18 protein-coding genes are annotated in these 19,771 nt (G+C 60.6%); 8 read left to right on the forward strand and 10 right to left on the reverse strand.

The window, feature by feature from the left end; genetic code table 11:
* Positions 1-1,821 (forward strand): translational GTPase TypA, encoded by a 1,821-nt coding sequence (typA, locus tag OKW98_RS02890; RefSeq protein WP_133752346.1) that lies wholly within the window; start codon positions 1-3, stop codon positions 1,819-1,821.
* Positions 1,822-2,030: 209 nt separating this feature from the next.
* Here the strand turns inward: typA and OKW98_RS02895 are convergent, their stop codons facing one another.
* The 3 genes from OKW98_RS02895 to OKW98_RS02905 form a co-directional block, all read right to left on the reverse strand.
* The gene (locus OKW98_RS02895; protein WP_074890161.1) at positions 2,031-2,486 is read right to left on the reverse strand and encodes a YkgJ family cysteine cluster protein; all 456 of its coding nucleotides are present in this window, start codon (positions 2,484-2,486) and stop codon (positions 2,031-2,033) included.
* A gap of 121 nt (positions 2,487-2,607) precedes the next feature.
* Positions 2,608-3,993 (reverse strand): GTPase/DUF3482 domain-containing protein, encoded by a 1,386-nt coding sequence (locus OKW98_RS02900; protein ID WP_265387900.1) that lies wholly within the window; start codon positions 3,991-3,993, stop codon positions 2,608-2,610.
* Complete coding sequence (locus tag OKW98_RS02905) at positions 3,986-5,365, reverse strand: DUF2868 domain-containing protein (RefSeq protein ID WP_265387901.1); 1,380 nt, start codon at positions 5,363-5,365, stop codon at positions 3,986-3,988. The genes OKW98_RS02900 and OKW98_RS02905 overlap by 8 nt, the downstream gene beginning before the upstream one ends.
* Positions 5,366-5,497: 132 nt before the next feature.
* Between OKW98_RS02905 and OKW98_RS02910 the strand changes: the two genes are divergently transcribed.
* Both OKW98_RS02910 and OKW98_RS02915 read left to right on the forward strand, forming a co-directional pair.
* Positions 5,498-6,010 carry a dihydrofolate reductase gene (locus OKW98_RS02910; RefSeq protein ID WP_265387902.1) on the forward strand — a complete coding sequence of 171 codons (513 nt, stop codon included), beginning with the start codon at positions 5,498-5,500 and terminating at the stop codon, positions 6,008-6,010.
* A 303-nt stretch (positions 6,011-6,313) separates the two neighbouring features.
* A complete protein-coding gene (locus OKW98_RS02915; RefSeq protein ID WP_265387903.1) occupies positions 6,314-7,369 on the forward strand; it encodes a haloacid dehalogenase-like hydrolase in 1,056 nt (351 codons plus the stop codon).
* Between the two features lie 44 nt (positions 7,370-7,413).
* On the opposite strand, the gene OKW98_RS02920 is transcribed toward OKW98_RS02915, so the two are convergent.
* Positions 7,414-8,682, reverse strand: a complete 1,269-nt coding sequence (locus OKW98_RS02920; protein WP_265387904.1) for a DASH family cryptochrome — start codon at positions 8,680-8,682, stop codon at positions 7,414-7,416.
* A gap of 143 nt (positions 8,683-8,825) precedes the next feature.
* Between OKW98_RS02920 and OKW98_RS02925 the strand changes: the two genes are divergently transcribed.
* Both OKW98_RS02925 and OKW98_RS02930 read left to right on the forward strand, forming a co-directional pair.
* Positions 8,826-9,290 (forward strand): DUF3429 domain-containing protein, encoded by a 465-nt coding sequence (locus OKW98_RS02925; protein ID WP_265387905.1) that lies wholly within the window; start codon positions 8,826-8,828, stop codon positions 9,288-9,290.
* 8 nt (positions 9,291-9,298) lie between these two features.
* Positions 9,299-10,606: an ABC1 kinase family protein gene (locus OKW98_RS02930; RefSeq protein ID WP_265387906.1), complete on the forward strand. Its 1,308-nt coding sequence runs from the start codon at positions 9,299-9,301 to the stop codon at positions 10,604-10,606.
* 56 nt (positions 10,607-10,662) lie between these two features.
* On the opposite strand, the gene ilvD is transcribed toward OKW98_RS02930, so the two are convergent.
* The 3 genes from ilvD to OKW98_RS02945 all read right to left on the reverse strand — a co-directional run bounded on the left by ilvD (position 10,663) and on the right by OKW98_RS02945 (position 14,732).
* Positions 10,663-12,510, reverse strand: a complete 1,848-nt coding sequence (gene ilvD / locus OKW98_RS02935) for a dihydroxy-acid dehydratase (protein ID WP_265387907.1) — start codon at positions 12,508-12,510, stop codon at positions 10,663-10,665.
* Positions 12,511-12,779: 269 nt separating this feature from the next.
* Positions 12,780-13,241 carry an REP-associated tyrosine transposase gene (locus OKW98_RS02940; RefSeq protein ID WP_265387908.1) on the reverse strand — a complete coding sequence of 154 codons (462 nt, stop codon included), beginning with the start codon at positions 13,239-13,241 and terminating at the stop codon, positions 12,780-12,782.
* A gap of 294 nt (positions 13,242-13,535) precedes the next feature.
* On the reverse strand, positions 13,536-14,732 hold the full coding sequence (locus OKW98_RS02945; RefSeq protein ID WP_265387909.1) for a class I SAM-dependent rRNA methyltransferase: 1,197 nt from the start codon (positions 14,730-14,732) through the stop codon (positions 13,536-13,538).
* A 168-nt stretch (positions 14,733-14,900) separates the two neighbouring features.
* Here OKW98_RS02945 and OKW98_RS02950 point away from each other — a divergent pair, with 168 nt between their 5' ends.
* The 3 genes from OKW98_RS02950 to OKW98_RS02960 all read left to right on the forward strand — a co-directional run bounded on the left by OKW98_RS02950 (position 14,901) and on the right by OKW98_RS02960 (position 17,135).
* A complete protein-coding gene (locus OKW98_RS02950) occupies positions 14,901-15,767 on the forward strand; it encodes an HDOD domain-containing protein (RefSeq protein WP_265387910.1) in 867 nt (288 codons plus the stop codon).
* Between the two features lie 38 nt (positions 15,768-15,805).
* On the forward strand, positions 15,806-16,618 hold the full coding sequence (gene mutM / locus OKW98_RS02955; protein WP_265387911.1) for a bifunctional DNA-formamidopyrimidine glycosylase/DNA-(apurinic or apyrimidinic site) lyase: 813 nt from the start codon (positions 15,806-15,808) through the stop codon (positions 16,616-16,618).
* A 181-nt stretch (positions 16,619-16,799) separates the two neighbouring features.
* Complete coding sequence (locus tag OKW98_RS02960; RefSeq protein WP_265387912.1) at positions 16,800-17,135, forward strand: multidrug transporter; 336 nt, start codon at positions 16,800-16,802, stop codon at positions 17,133-17,135.
* Here the strand turns inward: OKW98_RS02960 and ggt are convergent.
* The 3 genes from ggt to coaD form a co-directional block, all read right to left on the reverse strand.
* Positions 17,117-18,859, reverse strand: coding sequence for a gamma-glutamyltransferase (gene ggt, locus OKW98_RS02965; protein WP_416147945.1), 1,743 nt, complete (start codon positions 18,857-18,859; stop codon positions 17,117-17,119). The two genes, OKW98_RS02960 and ggt, sit on opposite strands and share 19 nt — an antisense overlap.
* An 80-nt stretch (positions 18,860-18,939) precedes the next feature.
* Complete coding sequence (locus tag OKW98_RS02970) at positions 18,940-19,191, reverse strand: YfhL family 4Fe-4S dicluster ferredoxin (protein WP_265387913.1); 252 nt, start codon at positions 19,189-19,191, stop codon at positions 18,940-18,942.
* Between the two features lie 99 nt (positions 19,192-19,290).
* Positions 19,291-19,770, reverse strand: a complete 480-nt coding sequence (gene coaD / locus OKW98_RS02975) for a pantetheine-phosphate adenylyltransferase (protein WP_065991094.1) — start codon at positions 19,768-19,770, stop codon at positions 19,291-19,293.
* Position 19,771: the final 1 nt, after the last annotated feature.

The following is a 19,771-nucleotide window of genomic DNA, read 5'->3' on the forward strand; positions in this document are numbered from 1 at the left end:
GTGATCGAAAATCTACGCAACATCGCCATCATTGCTCACGTTGACCACGGTAAAACTACCCTCGTTGACAAGCTTCTGCGTCAATCGGGCACCCTGGAACGCGGCGAGCTCAACGACGAACGCGTGATGGACTCCAACGACCAGGAAAAAGAGCGCGGTATCACCATTCTCGCGAAGAACACCGCGATCAACTGGAATGGCTACCACATCAACATCGTTGACACCCCGGGCCACGCCGACTTCGGTGGTGAAGTAGAGCGCGTGATGTCGATGGTTGACTCCGTTCTGCTGCTGGTCGACGCTCAAGACGGCCCTATGCCGCAAACCCGTTTCGTGACCAAGAAGGCGTTCGAAGCCGGCCTGCGTCCAATCGTGGTCATCAACAAGGTCGACCGTCCGGGCGCGCGTCCGGACTGGGTTCTGGACCAGATCTTCGATCTGTTCGACAACCTGGGTGCCACCGAAGAACAGCTGGACTTCAAAGTCGTTTACGCTTCTGCGCTGAACGGTATTGCCGGTCTGGAACACACCGCCATGGCCGAAGACATGACGCCGCTGTACCAGTCGATCGTCGACAACGTACCTGCGCCGAAAGTCGACCGTGATGGTCCGTTCCAGATGCAAATCTCGGCACTGGACTACAACAGCTTCCTGGGCATCATCGGCGTTGGCCGTATTGCCCGTGGCAAGGTCAAGCCGAACACCCAGGTTGTGGCGATCGACGCCAACGGCAAGCGCCGTAACGGCCGTATCCTGAAGCTGATGGGTCACCACGGTCTGCACCGTGTAGACGTAGAAGAAGCTGCTGCCGGCGACATCGTCTGCATCAGCGGCTTCGAAGAGCTGTTCATCTCCGACACCCTGTGCGACCCACAGAATGTTGAAGCGATGAAGCCGCTGACCGTCGACGAACCTACCGTATCCATGACCTTCCAGGTCAACGATTCGCCTTTCTGCGGTCGAGAAGGCAAGTTCGTCACCAGCCGTAACATCAAAGAGCGTCTGGACAAGGAGCTGCTGTACAACGTTGCTCTGCGCGTTGAAGAAGGCGACACCGCTGACAAGTTCAAGGTCTCGGGCCGTGGTGAGCTGCACCTCTCGGTACTGATCGAAACCATGCGTCGCGAAGGCTTCGAAATGGGTGTTGGTCGTCCTGAAGTGATCATCCGCATGGTTGATGGCGTCAAGCACGAACCGTACGAAAACGTCACCATCGACCTGCCGGAAGAGTCCCAGGGCGCAATCATGGAACAGATCGGTATCCGTAAGGGCGATCTGACCAACATGGTTCCGGATGGCAAGGGCCGTGTTCGCCTTGAGTACAACATCCCGGCACGTGGCCTGATCGGCTTCCGTAACGAGTTCCTGACCCTGACCTCCGGTGCAGGCATCCTGACCTCGATCTTCGACCGTTACGACGTGATGAAGTCCGGCGACATGTCCGGCCGTCAGAACGGCGTGCTGGTTTCGGTTGCGACCGGTAAGGCTCTGACTTACTCGCTGGAAACCCTGCAAGCTCGCGGTAAACTGTTCCTGGGTCACGGCGAAGACGTGTACGAAGGTCAGATCGTCGGCATCAACAGCCGCGACAACGACCTGGGCGTCAACCCAACCAAAGGCAAGAAGCTCGACAACATGCGTGCTTCCGGTAAAGACGAAACCATCGCTCTGGTTCCGCCTATCCGCTTCACGCTGGAACAAGCACTCGAGTTCGTTCAAGAAGACGAACTGTGCGAAGTGACGCCGAAGTCGATCCGCCTGCGTAAGAAAATTCTTGGCGAAAGCGAGCGTACCCGCGCTGCCAAGAAAAGCGGCAACTGATTAACGTTTAGTCAGCCGTAAAAAAACGCCCCCGGTCGAAAGGCCGGGGGCGTTTTTGTTTGTGTGGGTTTGGTTTAGCCGATGTCGGTGCCGCAAGCCTATGGCGCTCCAAACGGCGTCTTCCCGGCTAAAGCCGGTCCCACTGAAGCCCGCGCGCCTTTGGTAGGACCGGCTTTAGCCGGGAAGGCGTACGCGACCCCTATAGAGCTTTAGAACTTCAACGGCACCCGGCCGGAGTTCGAATTCAGCGTGCCGGTGCTTTCGCGCACGACTTCCTTTGGCTTGTACGCACAGTAACCCGGGCGCGGGCCGATCTTCGGGTGGTTGCGGCAGGTGTCAGGGCGCTTGTCGTAGATCGTGCACAGACGGCTCTTGCGATCCAGGTACAGGCAGTCGTTGTTGCTCATGCGCTGGAGGGTGAAGATCCCGGACTTCTGGTTGAAGCGCTCGACGATCCCGTCCTTCTGCAACCGCTTGGCGATGTTCTTCGGGTTATCACCCTGTTCGAACTCGTCAACGATGCCTATGCGGATCAGGTCCTTGATCTTCACTTCCACAGGCAGCGTGCAGCAGCTGGAAACGCAGCCTCCGCACATATAGCTGGAGTATTTCTGCCAGGTCTCGATGCGGTCGAGTTCTGCAGCGGCGATCAAGGTGGGTTTCATGCGCGTGTGCTTCCGGGTGTATCGGGCGCGGGATCATACCGGTCCACGCGCAATTCCCCTACCGCAAAATCATCGGAGCGACTGTCGGCTGCTGCCGGGCAGATCATTCCTGCCGCTCATCTCAGACCAGCACGGTCTTCGCCAACGCCTCGACTTGCTCCTGCCGCTCGCTCTGGTTCAGCTTTGCCCCCGGATTCAGCGACGACCATTGCGGATGCGCCCGCGCCTTGTGCAGCGCCTCCGGCAGCTTGCCTTCGCGCCAGGTCTTGTCCAGCGGGGCGGTCAGCTTGATGCTCTCCATTGCAGCATGGCCGCGCACCTCCAGCGCTTGCAGCAACTGGCGTTGGCGCAGCGCCAACAGTCGCAGCACCGCATCGTCGACCGTCAGTTCGCGCTGACCCTTGAACTTGTCCATCAGCCGGCCGCCGTAACTGCGCGCTGTTTGCAGAGCGCCGCCGGCAATCGCGCCGACCAGTGCCGCCGCACCCAGTGTGATGCCGCCGACCAGCAAGTCCACGCCCGCACCTGCCGCCGCGCCCGCAGCGATACCGCTACCCACGCGCACGCCAAGCAACTTCAGGGTTTCGGGGTTGAACAAATCATCGCCCCAGCGGCCATCCATTAACGGTAAGTCGCTGGCCGAGGCGTCTTCACGACGAAACGCGTAGAGCTTGAGCAGCGATTCGACGCAACGCTGTTCGCGCTGGCGCACGGCTTTGCGCAAATCGTCGATGGCGGCCTGCACCTGACCGGAATCCGTCGCAACACTTCGGCGGCAGGCTGCGCAGTCCAGCAACAGTTCGGAGATCAGTCTGGCTGCGCTCTGCTTGCGGGCTTCACGCTGCGCCTGTTGATCTGCGATAAGACGCTCAAGTCTTCCCCGTGAGGTTTCCAGCAACAGGGCGAGGCTTTCATACAGACGGCGTTCGCCATCTTCGGGCGGGGCGACGCTGTCAAAGCGCACCAGCGCATGCAGGCCAAGACGCGCCAGCGCTTCACGCCAGTCCGGTTCGCGCTGCTGCGAACTGCTGACAAAATTGAGCACGGGCAGCAACGGTTTGCCGCAACTGGCAAGCACGGCAAGCTCGTCGCGGTACTTGGCAAGCACCGGCTCCCGCGCGTCGATCACGTACAGGCCGGCGTCGGAGGCGAGTAACTGGCGCAGCACCTTTGCTTCCTGCTCGAAACGCTGGCGCGCCTCGCTGCCTTCAAGAAAACGCCCGAGCCGCGCCGGGCCATCGAGCCGTTCGCCGGGTCGGTCCAGCCGCTCAAGATAGTCGATCAGGGCGATGGCGTCTTCCAGGCCGGGCGTGTCGTACAGCTCCAGCAACGCCTCGCCGTCCACCGACAAACGCGCGCCTTCGACGTGCCGGGTGGTGCTCGGGCGGTGGGAGACTTCGCCGAAGCCGACATCGCGCGTCAGCGTGCGCAACAGCGAGGTTTTGCCGACGTTGGTGTGGCCAACCACGGCCAGTTTCAGCGGGCGAATCGCGTCCTTGTCAGTCATGTCCGCTCTCCAGCCAGGTCACTGGCGCGCTGTCGGTCCAGGTCAGTTCAAGCTGCTGCAACGCCGTGTGCCAGTCTTCCAGTCGGTCGGCGTCCAGAGCCTGTCCTGCGGGGGCAGGCAATAGCCAGATGCGCGTCGCGGTGGCGCATCGCGCGAGTTCGGCAATCAACGCCAGGCTGCCGCGGTCCGGCGAGCGACGTGGGTCGCAGGCGATGGCAAGGCGCGCGGGCGGATAGCGTGTCAATTGGTCGAGCAGCGTACGCCGTGATTCCCGGGAGTCGAGAATGCCGGCGTTCACCACGCTGTCGGAAAGCGCGGGCGGCCACGGCTGCTGATTGTCCAGCTCGATGGCGACTACCAGCGCGCCCTGGCTTTCGCTCGCCGACGGACCGGTGGTGACCGCGTGAAGCTCAGGAGGCGCTGCATCGTTGATGCCCAGCCGTTCGCTGCTGGGCATCAGGCGCTCGCGCAGCTCTACGAAACCGGGGTGACTCAGATCCAGTGCCAACCCTCGTCGACCCACGCGCCAACGCAGGTAACACAGCGTCGTCAGCAGCAGACGCGGCAAAATGCCGAACACCACCAGCACGCCGACCAGCCATCCCGCCCAGGCCTGACGTGCGTTTTCGATGGCCAGCGCGTTGTCCCCGCTGGCGCGGATCATCGACTCGGTGGGCACGCTGAAACCGAGAAGCGAGGGGATCGCTCCCAGGCCTCGGGTCAGGCTGACAAAGGTGTCGCTGCCCAGAATCGTGGTTTCCCAGACGAAGCCGTAGCGCCTTGTCGCCATGAGCAACAGCAGCAGCGTCAAGGCGCTGAGCAGGGCGAGCAGCCACAGGCCGTTGACGCAGATGCCCAGCACCCAGCGATTCAGACGTCTGCGTTGCAGGAGCAAAATCAGCGCGGGGGCCAGTTGCGCGGCTTGGGCGTCGCGCGCCAGTTTCTCGCTCAGCCACATCCAGAGGCGACCGAGGCCGGCGGTGCTTTCTCCGGCGAAGAGCAGGCCCATGGCCCAGCTTGCCAGCAGAATCAGGTTAAGCCCGAGCAGGCTGCCCAACGCCCAGAACACATTGACGGGCGTCTGTCCGTCGCCCAATGCCGCGAACGCCAGTCCGGCGCCGCTGACCACCGCGAAAACCGCCAGCAGGATCAGCGCAAGGCGTGCGCCTTGTTTCCAGTGGTGCAAAGCCTTGAGCATGCCGTCACGTTCGGCAAGCCATAGGGCGCGGTGTTTGATCCGGGTTTGCAGATCGCCCCCGCTGGCGCGTGCGCGGCGGGTGGCTTCCTCATCTTCAAGCGCGCCGGCGTGTTCTTCACGCAGGCGCACGGCTTCGGTCAGCCAGAGTTCATCAAGGGGAGTCAGTGCAGTCACGCGGCGTCTCGTCGGTAAAGTCGTAGGTGAGCATAACCGGTGTGGCTGCGATCGCGCAGCGAACGGGTATCGGTGCTTGGACCGCGTGGCGAGCGAATGTGCTGGGGCAGGGCGCTCTGATATCCTCGCGCCATGAAAAAAAATCTCCCGCTGAGCCTGATCGCCGCACTCGCTGAAAACCGGGTCATAGGCGTCGACAATTCCATGCCCTGGCACCTGCCGGGGGACTTCAAATATTTCAAGGCGACGACGCTGGGCAAGCCGATCATCATGGGTCGCAAGACCTGGGATTCACTCGGCCGTCCGCTGCCGGGCCGGTTGAATCTGGTGGTCACGCGCCAACAGGATTTGCAGCTTGAGGGCGCCGAGGTTTTCACCTCTCTTGAAGCAGCGGTGAATCGCGCTGAAGAGTGGGCGGGCGAGCAAGGTGTCAGCGAAGTGATGCTGATTGGCGGCGCCCAGCTTTACGGCCAAGCCCTCGAGCACGCTGACCGCCTGTACCTCACCCGCGTGGCGTTGAGTCCTGAAGGCGACGCGTGGTTTCCGGAGTTTGACGAGGGCCAGTGGACGCTGGTCTCGAATACAGAGAACCCGGCACTGGACGACAAGCCTGCGTACAGTTTCGAGGTATGGGAACGGGCCTGATATCGCCATCGCGAGCAAGCTCACTCCTACAGGGTGAACGCGGTCAACTGTAGGAGCGCGCTTGCCCGCGATTGCGTTGTGTCTGCCATCCACCAATCGCCTGACACGCCGCTTTCACCAGCAAGCCGGCTCCCACAGATTTGAGAAGGGTAAGCATTGTCACAAAAACGTCGTTTTCCTGTCATCTGTCGCAAATGGCGATCAAGGTGACGCCATGAGAACGGATACTGTCGCGGACGCATCGAAACAGTCATGGCTTTTTGTTAGGGTCCTCCTCGAACCAAAAAAGGGGAGGAGATCACCATGAAATTCGTACCAACATTATTGGCCACCGCGCTGTGTCTGGGCCTTGCCGGACAGGCGTTTGCCACTGAACTGACCCACTGGCCCGCGCCTGCGGCCAAGCAGCTCAACGCCATGATTGCGGCCAACGCCAACAAAGGTAACTTCGCCGTTTTCGACATGGACAACACCAGCTACCGCTACGACCTGGAAGAGTCGCTGCTGCCGTTCATGGAAAACAAAGGGCTGATCACCCGCGACACGCTCGATCCTTCCCTCAAGCTCATCCCGTTCAAGGACACCGCTGAGCACAAGGAAAGCCTGTTCAGCTATTACTACCGGCTCTGCGAAATCGACGACATGGTCTGCTATCCGTGGGTCGCGCAAGTGTTCTCCGGCTTCACCCTCAAGGAACTCAAAGGCTACGTCGACGAGCTGATGGCCTCGGGCAAACCTGTGCCGAGCACGTACTACGAAGGCGACGTGGTCAAGACCATCGAGGTGCAGCCGCCTAAGGTCTTCACCGGTCAGGCCGAGCTGTACAACAAGCTGATGGAAAACGGCATTGAGGTCTATGTGATGACCGCGGCCTCCGAAGAGCTGGTGCGCATGGTCGCCGCTGATCCCAAGTACGGCTACAACGTGAAGCCGCAGAACGTCATCGGTGTGACCACGCTGCTGAAGAACCGCGAGACAGGCGAACTGACCACCGCGCGCAAGCAGATCACCGCCGGCAAATACGATGAGAAAGCCAACCTCGGCCTTGAGCTGACGCCTTACCTGTGGACCCCGGCAACCTGGATGGCCGGCAAGCAGGCGGCGATTCTGACCTACATCGATCAATGGAAAAAACCGGTGCTGGTCGGCGGCGACACCCCTACCAGCGACGGTTACATGCTGTTCCACAGCGTCGACGTCAGCAAAGGCGGCGTTCATCTGTGGGTCAATCGCAAGGACAAGTACATGACCCAGCTCAACGGCATGATGAAGACCAACGCCGAGGCTCAGGCCAAAGAGGGTTTGCCGGTCACGGCGGACAAGAACTGGGTGATCGTCAAACCGGACGAGATTCAGTAAGCCGTCTCATGACGCGGCACGGCGATTTGCCGCGCCGCGCCTTGTCAGGCCCATAAGCTGCGATACGCGCCGTCGGCATCATGTTCGTCGGCCTGCTTCGTGGTGTTGAAGCGTCGACCGCCCCGCGGGTCCGTTCCGTAGCCGGCGATGTACAGCCAATTGCCCTGATTGCTGTAAACGTCGTAATCCACCAGTTGCGCCTCGAACCACGCGGCCCCGGCGCGCCAATCGCCCTTGAGATCGAAGATCAGGTAACTGGCGACGATCTGGCGCACGCGGTTAGATATATAGCCGGTCGCCGCCAATTCCCGCATGCCAGCGTCAATCAACGCCTCTCCGGTTTCACCCCGACACCAGCGCGCAAACCCCTGTGGGTTGTGGCCCGGGTCGCTGCCACCTTTCAGGCCGCTGGCGCGGTACAGCAGGCGGCCGTATTTGAGGTGTAACAAGCGAAAGTAATCACGCCAGAGCAACTCGAAATAGATCCAGTACGTGCTGTCGTTGGCGCTGTGTTCGCCCTCGAAAGCCTTCAGCGCCTGATCAATCTGCGGTGCTGACAGCGAACCGCGTGCAAGCCACGGCGAAAACTTGGTCGAGTCGTCCACCGCGCTTAAGTTGTAGCGGGTGGCTTTATAACTGTTCGCCAGACCCCGGCGGAAATACTGCTGCAGATGCTCAATGGCCGCCTGCTCGCCGCCTTGGAACGTCTGGTTTTGATAAGGAAACGCCGAGCGGGAGTCGAGATGTGGAGGCGTGTGCGGCGTGACCGGCTCGATGCTCACGCCTCGGGGCAGCTCAGGAATTGTCGTTGGCGTCGGTATGACAGCGCGCGCCGCGGTGTGGGCTTTTTCCACAAGACGCCGAAAGGTGCTGAATACGTCGGGAAGCTCCTCGACCGCCATGGGCAATTCATCCAGCGTAAACAGTGTCGACTGCCAGTGATCTTCCACCGTCAGTCCCGCTGCGCGAAGGGCCTTCACCTGAGCTTCTTCTTCCGGCGCTGCGATGCGTTCGCAGACGATCGTATCGATACTCAGATCGTGAGCCAGGGCGACAAGCCGTTCAACCGAATCGCCTTCAATCTGCATCAGCGCGCTGCCTCGTGCGCTCAACTGCCCGGCCAGTGCGCTGGCCGCTGTCTGCTCAAAATACTCGCGGTGGGCGCCAATACGCTCGAATCCCCATGGCGTTGAAGTCGCCACCGGCGCGCAGTAAACCGGTAGCAACGTGTCTGCCTGCTCACACGCGCGAGTAAAAGCAGGGTTGTCGGCAAGCCGAAGGTCCTGACGGAACCAATAGATCAACGTACTCATGTGAAGGTCTCAGTGTCTATGGATCAAGGCCTTGATCAGTGGGTGACAGGACGAGGTCCTTTTTCCGGTCGAGCGAAGAGAAGCTAAACAGGATTGCACTTTTGAGCCATAGTCTTCCTGGTAAATGACTGCAAGGGGTTTAAATGAAAGCGTCGTCGCTGTCTTCGTCGCCACGGTATGTCGCCCTGCTGGGTTATGGGGGGTTGCTGCCGTTCGTGGGGCTGCTGTTGCTGATTTTGTTTTCAGTCGAATACCGCCCTTTCTTGACGCAAGCGCTGGTCGCTTACGGGGCCGTGATCCTGAGCTTTGTGGGCGCGCTGCATTGGGGGTTCGCCATGACCCTGCAAGGCTTGAGTGCCGATCAGTGTCGCGAGCGGTTCATCTGGAGTGTCATCCCGGCGCTGATCGCCTGGCCCGCTCTGTTATTACCGGCACCGCTGGGGCTTTTGCTGTTGATTTTCGGTTTCGTCACGCACTACTGGCAGGACCGGCGTCTGGCGAAAGCCGCGACACTGCCCGCCTGGTATTTGCCGATGCGTCTGCGTTTGACGTTGGTCGCCAGTCTCTGCCTGCTGCTGGGCGCGATCACTGTAGCCATTGGCTCATGAAACCCCCGGTGTCCGGTTCTTCGCCTGTACCGAGCGGTCGCCTTTCAAGACTGATGCGCTTCGGCGGCCTGGCCACGGGCGTTGCGGGTGCGGTGCTGACTGAAGGTGCGCGGCAATGGGCGCAGGGTAAACGACCCTCGCTCAGTGATTTGTTGCTGACGCCAGGCAATGTGCACCGGGTAACCGAGCAGTTGTCGCAACTGCGCGGTGCCGCCATGAAAGTGGGTCAGCTGTTGTCGATGGACGCCGGTGATCTGTTGCCGCCAGAGCTTAGTGAGGTCCTTTCGCGTCTGCGCTCTGAAGCGAGTCCGATGCCCATGAGCCAATTGGTGATGGTCCTCAACGAGGCCTGGGGCAAAGGCTGGGAAACGCGCTTTGAGCGTTTCTCCTTCGCACCGCTGGCGGCCGCGTCTATCGGCCAGGTGCATGAGGCCGTCAGCAAGGACGGTCAACGTCTGGCGATCAAGGTCCAGTATCCCGGCGTGCGCGAGAGCATCGCCAGTGATGTGGACAACGTGGCGACGTTGTTGCGCATGTCGGGCCTGCTACCAAAGGAAATGGACGTGAAACCGTTGCTCGACGAGGGCAAGCGTCAATTGCAGGATGAAGCCGACTACCTGCAGGAGGCCGAGCATTTGCGCGCTTTCGGGGAGTTGTTGGCCGACAGTAGCGACTTTCTGGTGCCCGATGCCCATGGGCAGTGGAGTACATCAAATATTCTGGTCATGTCGTTTGCCGATGGCGTTGCCGTGGAGTCGCTGGAGCAGGCTTCTCAGCCAGTGCGTGACCGGATCATCACGTTGCTGTTTGGCCTGTTACTGCGCGAGGTTTTCGAGTTTGGTCGCGTGCAGACCGATCCAAACTTTGCCAACTATCGCTACCAGCAGGATACCGGCCGGTTGGTGCTGCTCGACTTCGGCGCCACACGACTGTATGCACCGGACACCGCCCAGGCCTATCGCCGTTTACTTAATGCGGGACTGCGCGCAGACAGGACGACACTGGAGAAAGAGGCGCTTGAGGTGGGTTATTTTCAGGGTGAAAACCTGCCGCGTCATCGCGAGATTTTGATCGACCTGATCATCAAGGCCTGCGAGCCGTTGCGGTATGACGGCGCTTACGATTTCGGCACGTCCGATCTGGCGTTGCAGCTGCGCGATGCCGGGTGGCAGTTGGGGACTGACCGGGATTTCTGGCACACACCGCCGGTCGATGTGCTGTTCCTGCATCGTAAGGTCGCCGGGCTTTATCTGTTGGCGGCGAAATTGAAGGCCCGGGTGGATGTTCGAACCGTGTTCGAGCCTTACCTCCTGTAAGCGGCAGACAAAAAAACACCCCGACCTGCGGGGTGTTTTTCAGTACGCGCTGATGCTTACGGCATCAGCTTGTCGAGCATCGCCTTGTCACGCACGGCACCCTTGTCGGCGCTGGTCGCCAGCAACGCATACGCCTTCAGCGCGGTGGTCACCTTGCGAGGGCGCGACTCGACCGGCTTCCAGCCTTTGTTGTCCTGCTCGGCGCGGCGTGCGGCCATTTCTGCGTCGTCGATCATCAGATTGATCGAGCGATTCGGAATGTCGATCAGCACTTTGTCGCCGTCACGAACCAAGCCGATCGCACCGCCGGCTGCGGCTTCAGGAGAAGCGTGGCCGATGGACAGGCCCGAGGTCCCGCCGGAAAAACGCCCGTCGGTCAGCAGCGCACAGTCTTTGCCCAGACCTTTGGATTTCAGGTACGACGTCGGGTACAGCATTTCCTGCATGCCCGGGCCACCTTTCGGGCCTTCGTAACGGATGATCACGATGTCGCCGGCCTTCACCTCGTCCGCCAGAATGCCGCGTACGGCGCTGTCCTGGCTTTCGAAAATCTTGGCGTTGCCTTCGAACACGTGAATCGACTCGTCCACGCCTGCGGTTTTCACCACGCAGCCGTCCACTGCGATGTTTCCGTAGAGCACGGCCAGGCCGCCTTCTTGGGAGTAGGCGTGCTCGACGCTACGGATGCAGCCGTTCTCGCGGTCGTCGTCCAGGGTTTCCCAACGGGTCGACTGGCTGAAGGCCGTCTGGGTCGGAATACCGGCAGGGCCCGCTTTGAAGAAGTGATGCACGGCTTCGTCGTCAGTCTGGGTGATGTCCCACTTGGCGATGGCTGCTTCCATGGATTTGCTGTGCACGGTCGGCAAGTCGGTATGCAGCAGGCCGCCACGGGCCAGCGAGCCCAGAATGCTGAAGATACCGCCTGCGCGGTGGACGTCTTCCATGTGGTACTTCTGGATGTTCGGCGCGACCTTGCACAGCTGTGGTACGCGGCGCGACAACCGATCGATGTCGCGCAGGTCGAACGGAATCTCCGCTTCTTGGGCAGCGGCCAGCAAATGCAGGATGGTGTTGGTCGAACCGCCCATGGCGATGTCGAGGGTCATCGCGTTCTCAAACGCCTTGAAGTTGGCGATGTTGCGTGGCAGCACCGAGTCGTCGTTGTCTTTGTAGTAGGTTTTGCACAGGTCGACGATGGTGCGGCCGGCCTGCAGGAACAGCTGTTCGCGGTCGGAGTGAGTCGCCAGCGTGGAACCGTTACCCGGCAGCGCAAGGCCCAGGGCTTCAACCAGGCAGTTCATCGAGTTGGCGGTGAACATGCCGGAGCACGAACCGCACGTCGGACAAGCGCTGCGCTCGTACTCGGCGACTTTCTCGTCGGATGCGGTCGGGTCGGCGGCAATGACCATGGCGTCGACCAAATCCAGGCCGTGGCTGGCGAGCTTGGTCTTGCCGGCTTCCATCGGGCCGCCGGAAACGAAGATCACCGGGATGTTCAGGCGCAATGCAGCCATGAGCATGCCGGGGGTGATCTTGTCGCAGTTGGAGATGCAGACGATGGCATCGGCGCAGTGGGCGTTGACCATGTACTCGACCGAGTCGGCGATGATCTCGCGGCTGGGCAGCGAATACAGCATGCCGTCATGGCCCATGGCGATGCCGTCATCCACCGCGATGGTGTTGAATTCCTTGGCGACGCCACCTGCTCTTTCGATCTCGCGCGCCACCAGCTGACCCAGGTCCTTCAAATGGACATGGCCCGGCACGAACTGGGTGAACGAGTTGGCGATGGCGATGATCGGCTTTTTGAAATCGTCGTCCTTCATGCCCGTGGCACGCCACAAAGCGCGCGCGCCGGCCATGTTGCGGCCGTGGGTGGACGTTTTCGAACGGTAATCAGGCATTGGAACACTCCGGCTAATCGGCTGAATGAGGAAGGGAGTGAGCTTCTAGTGACGTCGTGTGCAAAAGGCAGTGACCGGATGCAGCGAAGAAACCGAACGATACGGGATCACCGTACGCCCAGCCTGAGCTCATAAACCCGCCGGGGATGACTGGCGATGAATAGCGCTGATTCTACACCTGTGAGGGCGGGAGGGAATGGTGGGAAGACGCGAGGGTATGATCCCTGTCATGAGGCACCGACCTTCTCCCGCCAAACTGCAATAGGACATCAAACCCATATAGCGTCCCAGAGCGGGTAATCGTGGATACGGGTCACAAGCCCTGCTCTTATCGGATTCGCAACGATGTAACGCGCAATCGCTTGCAAATCCTCCTCCTTTCTAACCGCTCGATCGTGATAACCCTTCTGCCATAGTCGATGGCTACCTGCACTCAGCTCGTTGAATGCCCGCACTGTTCTTGACTTGGTTTTACACATCAAGACAGGTAGATGAGCGTTCTGAAGTTCAACCAACCAATGAAAGTGGTCTGGCATGACGACCCACGCCAACGATTTCGCGGCGCCTTCTTCCTCTGCTTGGCGAAACGCGTTTACCAGTAGACGCCCCATTTGCCAGTCGCTGAAGTAAGGCGCGCGCCCTCGTGTCACGCTGGTTAGGAGATAAATTTGGCCGCTTTCGGAAAACCGTCCCAAGCGTAAGCGATGCGTTCCATTGGATATCTCAGCCACCCACTCGTCCTCACTTATTGAAGTGAGAGACGTTAGCGGCTTGAGGATCGTATCAGCGCGAAATTGTGTGACAGAAGATCGCGGAATTGTAGGAGCGTGGCTTGTCCCGCGATCTGTTGCGAAGCGACAGCAACCCTGCGAATGCATTTAACCAGGCACACCACAGGCGTCTGGTTTTACTGCCGGTTCCCGGCAGATCGCGGGACAAGCCACGCTCCTACAGGTTCTGCAGATTGCCCGTAGGAGTGTGCGGCATGTTACAGCTATCAGCTATCAGCTATCAGCTATCAGCTATCAGCTGTTCGGCAACAACCGGCAGGTGATGCTTTTGATGTAGCGCGTTTCGGGGATGGCCGGGTGGACCGGGTGGTCCGGGCCCTGGCCGCCGCGCTCGAGCAGCTGGATGTTGCGGTCCAGGTGGCGGGCGCTGGTGAGGAGGATGTTCTGAAGGTCGTCCTCCGGCAGGTGCATCGAGCAGGAAGCGCTGACCAGAATGCCGTCCTTGCTGAGCAGGCGCATGGCTTGCTCGTTCAGGCGGCGGTAGGCGCCTTCACCGTTCTTCATGTCTTTCTTGCGTTTGATGAACGCAGGCGGGTCGGCGATGATCACGTCGAAACGCTCTTCAGCCGCTTTCAGCTCCTTCAGCGCTTCAAACACGTCGCCTTCGATGCAGGTGACCTTTTCCGCGAAGCCATTCAGTGCCGCGTTACGCTCCACTCCGTCCAGCGCGAAGGAGGACGCATCCACACAGAACACCTCGCTGGCGCCGAAAGCACCGGCCTGGATGCCCCAACCGCCGATGTAACTGAACAGGTCCAGCACGCGCTTGCCCTTGACATACGGCGCCAGGCGCGCGCGGTTCATGCGGTGGTCGTAGAACCAGCCGGTCTTCTGGCCTTCCATCACCGGCGCTTCGAACTTCACGCCGTTTTCTTCCAGCGCGACCCACTCGGGCACCAGGCCGAACGCGGTTTCAACGTAGCGGTTCAAGCCCTCGGCGTCGCGCGCGGCGGAGTCATTCTTGAGCAAAATGCCGCTCGGCTTGATCACTTGGATCAGCGCAGCGAGCACGTCGTCCTTGAGCTGCTCCATGGCGGCTGACGCCAGCTGCACCACCAGGATGTCGCCGAAGCGATCCACCACCAGACCCGGCAGCAGGTCGGAGTCGCCGTAGACCAGGCGATAGAACGGCTTGTCGAACAGACGCTCGCGCAGCGACAGGCAGACATTCAAACGATGAACGAGCAGCGACTTGTCCAGTGGCAGCTTGACGTCGCGGGACAGCAAACGCGCGCAGATCAGGTTTTGCGGGCTCATCGCGACGATGCCCAGCGGCTTGCCGCCCGCAGCTTCGAGAATGGCTTGAGCGCCCGGAGCAAAGCCGTTGAGCGGGGTGGCAGCGACGTCGATTTCGTTGCTGTAGACCCACAAATGACCGTTGCGCAAACGGCGATCGGCGTTGGGCTTGAGGCGCAAGCTAGGCAGGGACATGACGTCGCTCCGGAAAAAAGAGCGGGAGTATAGCGCGTGACCGCTGCTGGCGGGCGCGCCGTGCTCGATTACCGCCTGGCTGTCCGTCGGATCCGTTGAATCGTCACACAGTTGTTGATGCATGGGCGCGAGGGGTTAGAATCGAGCCCTTACCCCGAGTGCGAAGTTATGTCCCAAGAGCTTACGTCCGAGCAGATCCAGCAGGCGTTACAAGGCATCAGCGTTCCGCCCCAGCCGCAAATCATGGTGGATTTGCAGATGGAGCAGTACATGCCCGACCCTGACCTGGGTGCCATCGCCCGGTTGATCGCCCAGGATCCGGGGCTCTCCGGCGCGCTGCTGAAAATCGTCAACTCCAGCCATTACGGACTGACCAACAAAATCGCTTCAATTCAACGGGCGGTGAATCTGCTCGGCAGTCGCTCGGTCATCAACCTGATCAACGCGCAGTCGATCAAGGGCGAGATGAGCGACGAAACCATCGTCGTGCTCAACCGTTTCTGGGACACCGCGCAAGACGTGGCGATGACCAGTCTGACGATCGCCAAGCGCATCGGCTCGCAAACAGTCGACGAATCCTACGCGCTGGGTCTGTTTCATGACTGTGGCGTGCCGCTGATGATCAAGCGGTTCCCCGATTACATGAGCGTGCTCGAAGAAGCCTATTCCAACGCCACCGCCGAGTGCCGGGTGGTCGACACCGAGAACAGGCTGCTGAACACCAATCACGCCGTTGTCGGTTATTTCACCGCCAAGTCCTGGCGTTTGCCTGAACATGTCAGCAATGCGATCGCCAATCACCACAATGCGCTGGCGATTTTTCAGGACGATTCGGGTCGCAATGCACCTCTGAAAAACATGCTGGCCATCTTGAAAATGGCCGAGCACGTCTGCGAGTCCCACCGGGTCCTTGGCAACGAGCCCGTCGACCACGAGTGGAACAGCATTGGTCATCTGGTCCTCGACTACGTCGGTTTGTCCGGCTACGACTTCGAAAACCTCAAAGAAAGCATTCGTGAGCTGAGCGCGCACTGACCCTGCCCGCCTGACCTCGCCCTTCATAGAGCTGCCGCATGCCTGAGTTACCTGAAGTCGAAACCACCCGCCGGGGCATCGCGCCGCATCTGGTGGGCCAGCGCGTCAGCCGGGTGATCGTGCGTGATCGTCGCCTGCGCTGGCCAATCCCCGAAGACCTCGACGTGCGCTTGTCGGGGCAGAAAATCATGGCCGTCGAGCGTCGTGCCAAGTACCTGCTGATCCAGGCGGAGGTCGGCACCTTGATCAGCCACCTCGGCATGTCGGGCAATCTGCGCCTGGTGGACGCCGGTTTGCCGCCGCTCAAGCACGAGCACGTCGACATCGAACTCGAGTCCGGCCTGGCCTTGCGCTACACCGACCCTCGGCGTTTCGGCGCCATGCTTTGGAGCCTTGATCCGCTCAACCACGAATTGCTCGCGCGACTCGGGCCGGAACCGCTGACGGACGTGTTCGATGGTCTGCGGCTGTTAGAGCTGTCGCGCGGCCGGGCGATGGCGGTCAAGCCGTTCATCATGGACAACGCGATCGTCGTGGGCGTCGGCAATATCTATGCGACCGAAGCACTGTTCGCCGCCGGCATTGATCCGCGCCGCGCCGCCGGGAGCGTTTCCAAGGCACGCTATATAAAGCTGGCGATTGAAATCAAACGCATCCTGGCCGCAGCCATCGAGCGGGGCGGTACGACGTTGCGTGACTTCATCGGCGGGGACGGCCAGCCCGGCTACTTCCAGCAGGAGCTGTTCGCCTACGGACGCCGCGAGCAGCCGTGCAAGGTGTGCGGGACCACGCTGCGAGAAGTGAAGCTGGGGCAGAGGGCGAGCGTTTACTGCTCGAAGTGCCAGAAGTAGTTCCCGACGGCAGGAAGTAGCGCGGTCGGCCGGAATGACTGACCGCCGCGTGATCCCCAAGGACTATCCGATCCCTCCTACAGGGCGTGTGTCGTCAATGAGACACGCCGCCCCTTGCGTAAGCCTCTGCCCTGTTTATAGTGAACAGCTTCATATCTGCCTCAGCCTGAAGGACCATGCCATGAGCCCGTTTCGCATGCTTGCTGTCACGTTGGCCGTGTTATTCGGCTTGCAATTCACCCCTGCGATGGCTCAGGACGCGACCGGCAGTGGTGATCCCGTCTACGAAATCGAAAGTCCTCCCGCCTACGCCATGATCGGCGACCTGCTGATTGCGCGGCCTATTCTCATCGCTGCCACCATCATTGGCGCCGGGTTGTTTGTGGTTTCACTGCCGTTCACCGCTGCAGGCGGCGGCATTGGCCGCACCGGCAAGGCGCTGGTCGTGGATCCGGGCAAGGCGGCATTCGTCCGCTGCCTGGGTTGCACCGGTGACGGCTACGGCAAGCAGGACTGATCGGCGCAGTTGCGCATCAGCTTCAGCGCGCCATCGGGTTTGAAGGTCGTCGAAACGCCAATGCCCCGCGGGTCACTGGCCGCTTCGACCCGGGCACTGTTCTTGTGCCACAGTAGCACCTGCTGATTGCCAAAATCCTTCGCCGTCTCCTTCAGCGCATAACCGCGCTCGTGCAGGTCAGCCAATTCCTGCTCTGTAAATGTGCCCGGCTCATACTCGACCACATCCGGCGTGAACTGGTGGTGATAACGCGGCGTCGATGCCCAGCTGGCAATGGGCTGATCGTCCAGGTACTGCAGCATTGACAGCAGCACCATGCTGGGGATGCGGCTGCCCCCCGAGGTGCCGAAGGCGGCGAGCGATTGCGGACCTTCGATGAAGCTCGGGCTCATGCTTGAGATCGGTCGCTTACCCGGCTCAATGGCATTGGCATGCCCACCGGCTGACGCCGAGTTGCCCTGACCTTTGGGGTCGATGGCAAAGTCGTCCATCTCATCGTTGAGGATGATCCCGGTGCCGGGCACTGTAAACGCCGAGCCGAACGGCAGATTCAGCGACAGTGTCGCCGTCACGGCGTTGCCTTCGTTGTCCAGTACGGCGAAATGACTGGTGTTGTCGCCCTCACGCCAGCGCGGTGCGGGCGCCAGGGTGTTGTTGGGCGTGGCGCGGTGGGCGTCGATGCTGGTGGTCAGTTTGAGCAAGTAGTCGGTGGAAAGGAGTTGAGCCACGGGGGTGGGCACGAAGTCCGGGTCCCCCAGCAACACACGATCACGATAAGCGCGGCGCAGCGCCTCGATCACAAAGTGCGCCCGCTGGATTTTCCCCGACTCCCGCCACGGCAGCTGTTGCAGCATGAACAGGCTTTGCGCCAGAACAATGCCACCTGCCGAGGGCGGCGGTGCGCTGATCAGCTCCCGTTGATCGGCCATCTGAACGCGCAAAGGCGTGCGCGTGATGACTTCATATTCCTCGAAATCGTGGTAATTCCAGATGCCCCCGGCGCGACGAACGCCACTGACCATCGCCTGCGCCACCAGGCCACTGTAGAACCCTGCGCGGCCGTTGTCGGCAAGGCGCTCCAGCGTCTGTGCCAGCTCTGGCTGGGTGATGACGTCACCCAGATTCGGCACGTCGTTGTTGCGCAGGAACAGGCGCGCGCTCTCTTTGTTGTTGCGCAACGCGAACAGCCGCCAACTGGCGCGCTCACGATAAACGCTGTCCACCTTGAAGCCGCGATGGGCGACCCGGATGGCCGGTGCCAGCGAGATCGAAAGCGGCAATCGGCCATACCGTTGAGCCAGTTCGACCAAGGCAGCGGGCAATCCGGGAATGGCGGCCGCCAGAGGTCCGTTCAGGGACAGGTCTGGCTGGAGGATCCCGTTGCGGTGGAACATCTTGGGTTTGGATTTGAGCGGCGCTTTTTCGCGCGCGTCCAGAAACTGATACTGAACGGGGTCGCCGGATTGGCGCAGCAGAAAAAACCCGCCGCCGCCGAGGCCCGACCCGTAAGGTTCAACGACAGCGAGCGTCGCGCTGATGGCAATGGCGGCATCGAATGCGTTGCCGCCGTCGACCAGGATTTCTTGACCGGCGGCGGTGGCGATGGAGTGCGGGCTGGCAATGGCGGCCTGATCAGGGTGATCGGGGCTGGCCTGAGCCGAAAAAAAGCACAGCAAAAGCACTGCGCCTGACAAAACAGGTATCCGTTCCAGCATAGAGATCATGCGTATCTCGCTCAATTCAACAGGCGTTATAAGCCAGTGTCTTCGGCGAAAGCACGTATGCCGACAGGATAGTCGTTTGGTTATGCCTTGCTGGTGATCAGGTTGTACTTGGTCATGAGCTCGTCCTTGCTCTCCACATGGTTTTCATCCAGCGGGATGCAATCCACGGGACAGACCTGCTGGCACTGCGGCTCGTCATAGTGGCCGACGCATTCGGTGCACAGGCTGGGATTGATCACGTAGATCTCTTCACCCTGGGAAATCGCTTCGTTCGGGCACTCGGGTTCGCAGACGTCGCAGTTGATGCAATCGTCGGTGATGATCAGGGACATGGATACTCCTGCCACGGTCGACACCGGGGCATATCAAAACGAATGCGGCGAATTGTGCCGCATTAGCGATCGGTATGCACCTTACCTCGACGCAAGGCCTCAGGCTTTGAAGCGTTCGCTCAGCGCCTGGGCCACGGCGGGGTGTACGAATTTGGTGATATCACCGCCTAACGCTGCAATTTCCCTGACCAGCGTAGATGAAATGAACGAGTAGCGTTCTGACGGCGTAAGAAAAAGACTTTCGATGTCCGGGGCCAGTTGCTTGTTCATGTTGGCGAGCTGAAATTCGTACTCGAAGTCCGATACCGCACGCAGACCGCGCAGCAGAATGTTCGCATTCTGTTCCTGGGCGAAGTGCGCCAACAGCGTCGAGAATCCTACGACTTCCACGTTGTGCAGGTGTTTGGTCGCTTCGCGGGCAAGCGCAACACGTTGCTCCAGCGGGAACAGGGGGTTCTTTTTCGGGCTGGCGGCGACAGCGATGACCACCTGATCGAACAGGCGCGAGGCGCGCTCGACCAGATCGCCATGACCCTTGGTAATAGGGTCGAAGGTGCCGGGGTACAACACTCGGTTCATC

Source organism: Pseudomonas sp. KU26590, from assembly GCF_026153515.1.
Classification (GTDB): domain Bacteria; phylum Pseudomonadota; class Gammaproteobacteria; order Pseudomonadales; family Pseudomonadaceae; genus Aquipseudomonas.

Excerpts from the sequence above, each read along its gene's own strand:
- OKW98_RS02895 (WP_074890161.1), bottom strand. The coding sequence starts at position 2,486 with ATGAAACCCACCTTGATCGCCGCTGCAGAACTCGACCGCATCGAGACC.
- OKW98_RS02900 (WP_265387900.1), bottom strand. The coding sequence starts at position 3,993 with ATGACTGACAAGGACGCGATTCGCCCGCTGAAACTGGCCGTGGTTGGC.
- OKW98_RS02910 (WP_265387902.1), top strand. The coding sequence starts at position 5,498 with ATGAAAAAAAATCTCCCGCTGAGCCTGATCGCCGCACTCGCTGAAAAC.
- OKW98_RS02915 (WP_265387903.1), top strand. The coding sequence starts at position 6,314 with ATGAAATTCGTACCAACATTATTGGCCACCGCGCTGTGTCTGGGCCTT.
- OKW98_RS02920 (WP_265387904.1), bottom strand. The coding sequence starts at position 8,682 with ATGAGTACGTTGATCTATTGGTTCCGTCAGGACCTTCGGCTTGCCGAC.
- OKW98_RS02925 (WP_265387905.1), top strand. The coding sequence starts at position 8,826 with ATGAAAGCGTCGTCGCTGTCTTCGTCGCCACGGTATGTCGCCCTGCTG.
- ilvD (WP_265387907.1), bottom strand. The coding sequence starts at position 12,510 with ATGCCTGATTACCGTTCGAAAACGTCCACCCACGGCCGCAACATGGCC.
- OKW98_RS02945 (WP_265387909.1), bottom strand. The coding sequence starts at position 14,732 with ATGTCCCTGCCTAGCTTGCGCCTCAAGCCCAACGCCGATCGCCGTTTG.
- OKW98_RS02950 (WP_265387910.1), top strand. The coding sequence starts at position 14,901 with ATGTCCCAAGAGCTTACGTCCGAGCAGATCCAGCAGGCGTTACAAGGC.
- mutM (WP_265387911.1), top strand. The coding sequence starts at position 15,806 with ATGCCTGAGTTACCTGAAGTCGAAACCACCCGCCGGGGCATCGCGCCG.
- OKW98_RS02960 (WP_265387912.1), top strand. The coding sequence starts at position 16,800 with ATGAGCCCGTTTCGCATGCTTGCTGTCACGTTGGCCGTGTTATTCGGC.
- ggt (WP_416147945.1), bottom strand. The coding sequence starts at position 18,859 with ATGATCTCTATGCTGGAACGGATACCTGTTTTGTCAGGCGCAGTGCTT.
- OKW98_RS02970 (WP_265387913.1), bottom strand. The coding sequence starts at position 19,191 with ATGTCCCTGATCATCACCGACGATTGCATCAACTGCGACGTCTGCGAA.
- coaD (WP_065991094.1), bottom strand. The coding sequence starts at position 19,770 with ATGAACCGAGTGTTGTACCCCGGCACCTTCGACCCTATTACCAAGGGT.